Source organism: Microbacterium umsixpiens (assembly GCF_053543675.1).
Genome location: NZ_JBLVOH010000156.1, coordinates 5,691 through 8,707, shown reverse-complemented (window position 1 = coordinate 8,707; position 3,017 = coordinate 5,691). Strand labels below are relative to the sequence as shown.

Genomic DNA, 3,017 nt, shown 5'->3' with positions numbered 1-3,017 from the left:
GTCTCTTCGTGAAGTGGGCTCTTGAGCTAGTCGACCTCGACGACCTCGGCGTCGGCGGCGTTGCGGCGGACGGCGTCGATGCCGTTCAGGGCGGCGGACTTCGACGAGTAGCCCTCACCCGTCGCGATGACCTCGCCGTTGCCGGCCTTCAGACGGAACCGGTACTCACTGGACTTGTCGGTGTACAGCTCGAACTTGCCTGCCATGAGGCGTCCTTTCTCGATGGATGGAGGGAACCCGCCCTCGCGGCTCACGCTAGCGGTCCCGGTATATCGGAGGGAAGGGCGGCTTCACCCGCGCGGGTGCACCGCGACCGGCTCCGGGGCGACGGCGATGCGCACCCGGTCGCCGAACGAGGGATGGATGCCGGGGGCGTGCTGCACCCGGACGAGCTCGCCCGACTCGGTGCGGACGAGGGTGCGGCGCATGCTGCCGAGGAAGGTGCTCTCCTCGACCAGGGCGTCGGTGGCGGCATCCGCCTCCGACGCGAAGTGGACGTTCTCCGGTCGGAGGTACACATCGACCGGGCCGTCTGCCGGCGACTGCAGCGGGAGGCGCTGCCCCCACACCAGCACGTGGTCGCCCTCGGCGACGCCGGAGACGACGCTGGAGAGCCCCACGAAGGCCGCGACCCCCGCCGTCGAAGGGGTCGTGTACAACTGCTCGGGAGAGCCGATCTGCTCGATCCGCCCCGCGTTCATCACAGCGATCCGGTCGGAGACGGCCAGCGCCTCCTCCTGGTCGTGCGTGACGAAGACCGTCGTGATGCCGAGGCGCAGCTGGATGCGGCGGATCTCATCGCGCAGCTGCACGCGCACCTTGGCGTCCAGTGCCGACAGCGGCTCGTCGAGCAGAAGCACCTTGGGCTCGGTGACGAGAGCCCGCGCGAGCGCGACCCGCTGCTGCTGCCCGCCGGAGAGCTGGTGCGGGAAGCGGTCGGCGAAGTCCGCCAGGCCGACCAGCGCGAGGGCATCGAGCGCGCGCTTCTGCGCCTCGTGTCTGCCGACGCCGCGCCGCCGCAGACCGAATGCCGTGTTGTCGACCACCCGCAGATGCGGGAACAGCGAGTACGACTGGAAGACCATGCCGATGTCGCGTCTGTTCGTCGGCACACGCGACACGTCACCGCCCCCGAGCAGCACCGCACCCTCGTCGGCGCCCTCGAGTCCGGCGAGCACCCGGAGCAGCGTCGTCTTGCCGCATCCCGAGGGGCCGAGCAGCGAGACGAACTCGCCGGGTGCGATGTCGAGGTCCACCCCGTGCAGTACGCGCGTGCCGGCGTAGCTCTTCACGATGCCTTGCAGCTCGACGCGGGTCTCCTCACCGGCTCGTGCCAGGAGCAGGTTGTCCTTGGTGCGCGGCAGCGCCTGGTCGAGGGTCATGAGCGGGCCTTTCCGGTGCCGCGGGCGACGCGGCCGATGAGGAGGAGCAGAAGGAAGACGAACGCCAGCGCCAGCAGGGTGAAGATCGCCGGCGCGTAGGGATCCTGCTTCTGCACGACGACCATCGCGGTCTGGAACACCGGGCGGTTCAGGAGCGAGGCGATCGTGAACTCGCCCAGCACGACGGCGATCGAGATCAGCGATGCCGCGAGGAGTCCCTGCCGGAGGCTCGGCGCCAGCACCTTCAGGACCACGGTCGGCCAGCTCGCACCCAGAGAGCGCGCCGCCTCCGAAAGGGTGCGCAGGTCGGCCGCATCGATCGAGGCCTGGATCGATCGGGAGGCATACGGGAGCACAGTGATGCCGTACGCGAAAGCGAGGGTCCAGGTGCCCGTGCCCAGCGTGCGTCCGATCTGCAGATAGAGGGGAGCGAGCCCGACGACGAGCACGATCGCGGGGATCGAGATGGGCAGCAGTGCCGCGAACTCGAACGCGGGCTTGAGCTTCGGGAAGCGCAGGTTGACCAGGATCATGGTCGGCGCGAGCAGGAGCAGCACGATCACGACCGTGACGACCGCGAGCACGAGCGAGTTGCCCAGGCCCGTCCAGATCGGCTTTATCGCGGCGGAGGCGGCCGGATCGAAGAGGGCGGCCCAGTGTTCGAGAGTCGGTCCTTCCTTCCCGCGGAGCGTGAACAGGAAGGTCGAGGCGAGGGGGATGGCGAAGAACGCGCCGACGAGGATGCCGATGACCCAGCGGGTCGTGCGAGAGGGACCGAGGCGACTCATGACTGCCACCGGGCGGCGCGGCGCTGGATGAGCGAGTACAGGGACATCACGACCGCCACCACGACGATCATGCCGAGTGCGAGGGCGCCGGCGAGGTTCTCCCGCCCGAGCAGCGTCTCGCTCGTGAGCGCGGTGCGGATCTGCAGCGGCACGATCTGCGAACCCTGGCTCGCGAGAGCGGCGGCCGTCGCATAAGAGGAGAAGGCGTTGGCGAACAGCAGCAGCAGGCTGGCGAGGAACGAGGGGGCGAGCACGGGGAAGCCGATGCGCAGCCAGAAGCTGGAGCGGCTACCGCCGAGCGTGAGGTTGGCCTCGGCCCACTGCGGCTTGAGCGCGGCGAGGGCGGGCATGAAGGTGATGACCATGAGCGGGATCTGGAAGTAGATGTAGGGCAGGATCAGCCCGGGCAGCTCGTACAACCAGGCGCCGGTCGCGAAGATGTCGATGCCGAACGCGTCCTGAAGGAACAGGGTGACGACGCCCTGGATGCCGATCGTGGCGATGAAGGCGAACGCCAGCATGACCCCGCCGAACTGCGCGAGCACGCCGGCCGCAGCATCCACCGACTGGCGCATCGCCCCGTCGGGGTTCATGCCGAGGAGGGCGTAGCAGACGAGCGCGCCGACGACCGCGCCGACGACGGCCGTGAGCAGGGAGAGCCAGGCGGAGTTCGCGAAGGTGTTCAGCACGACCGGGTCGGCGAGGGCCGCGACGTTGGTCCAGGTGAAGGCGCCGTCGTCGTCGAAGAAGCCGGAGCCGATCGCGAGGATGGTCGGCACGGCGAGGAAGAGCACCACGTAGGCCGCGAACGGGACGAGCCCGAGCCAGGCCGGGGACGGGCCGGAGC

At 69.4% G+C, this 3,017-nt stretch carries 4 protein-coding genes; all 4 read right to left on the bottom strand.

Going from position 1 to position 3,017, the window contains the following annotated elements:
- Positions 1–26: 26 nt before the first annotated feature.
- Complete coding sequence (locus tag ACNPM4_RS15470) at positions 27–206, bottom strand: YegP family protein (protein ID WP_448986274.1); 180 nt, start codon at positions 204–206, stop codon at positions 27–29.
- An 84-nt stretch (positions 207–290) separates the two neighbouring features.
- Positions 291–1,382: an ABC transporter ATP-binding protein gene (locus tag ACNPM4_RS15465; RefSeq protein ID WP_448986273.1), complete on the bottom strand. Its 1,092-nt coding sequence runs from the start codon at positions 1,380–1,382 to the stop codon at positions 291–293.
- Positions 1,379–2,170 carry an ABC transporter permease gene (locus ACNPM4_RS15460; protein WP_448986272.1) on the bottom strand — a complete coding sequence of 264 codons (792 nt, stop codon included), beginning with the start codon at positions 2,168–2,170 and terminating at the stop codon, positions 1,379–1,381. Before ACNPM4_RS15460 ends, ACNPM4_RS15465 begins: the two co-directional genes overlap by 4 nt.
- Positions 2,167–3,017 (bottom strand): ABC transporter permease (locus ACNPM4_RS15455; protein ID WP_448986271.1); only part of this gene is annotated, 851 nt, incomplete at its 5' end. The genes ACNPM4_RS15460 and ACNPM4_RS15455, both read right to left, overlap by 4 nt.

Coding starts and splice junctions, on each gene's coding strand:
- ACNPM4_RS15460 (WP_448986272.1), bottom strand. CDS start 2,170: ATGAGTCGCCTCGGTCCCTCTCGCACGACCCGCTGGGTCATCGGCATC.
- ACNPM4_RS15470 (WP_448986274.1), bottom strand. CDS start 206: ATGGCAGGCAAGTTCGAGCTGTACACCGACAAGTCCAGTGAGTACCGG.
- ACNPM4_RS15465 (WP_448986273.1), bottom strand. CDS start 1,382: ATGACCCTCGACCAGGCGCTGCCGCGCACCAAGGACAACCTGCTCCTG.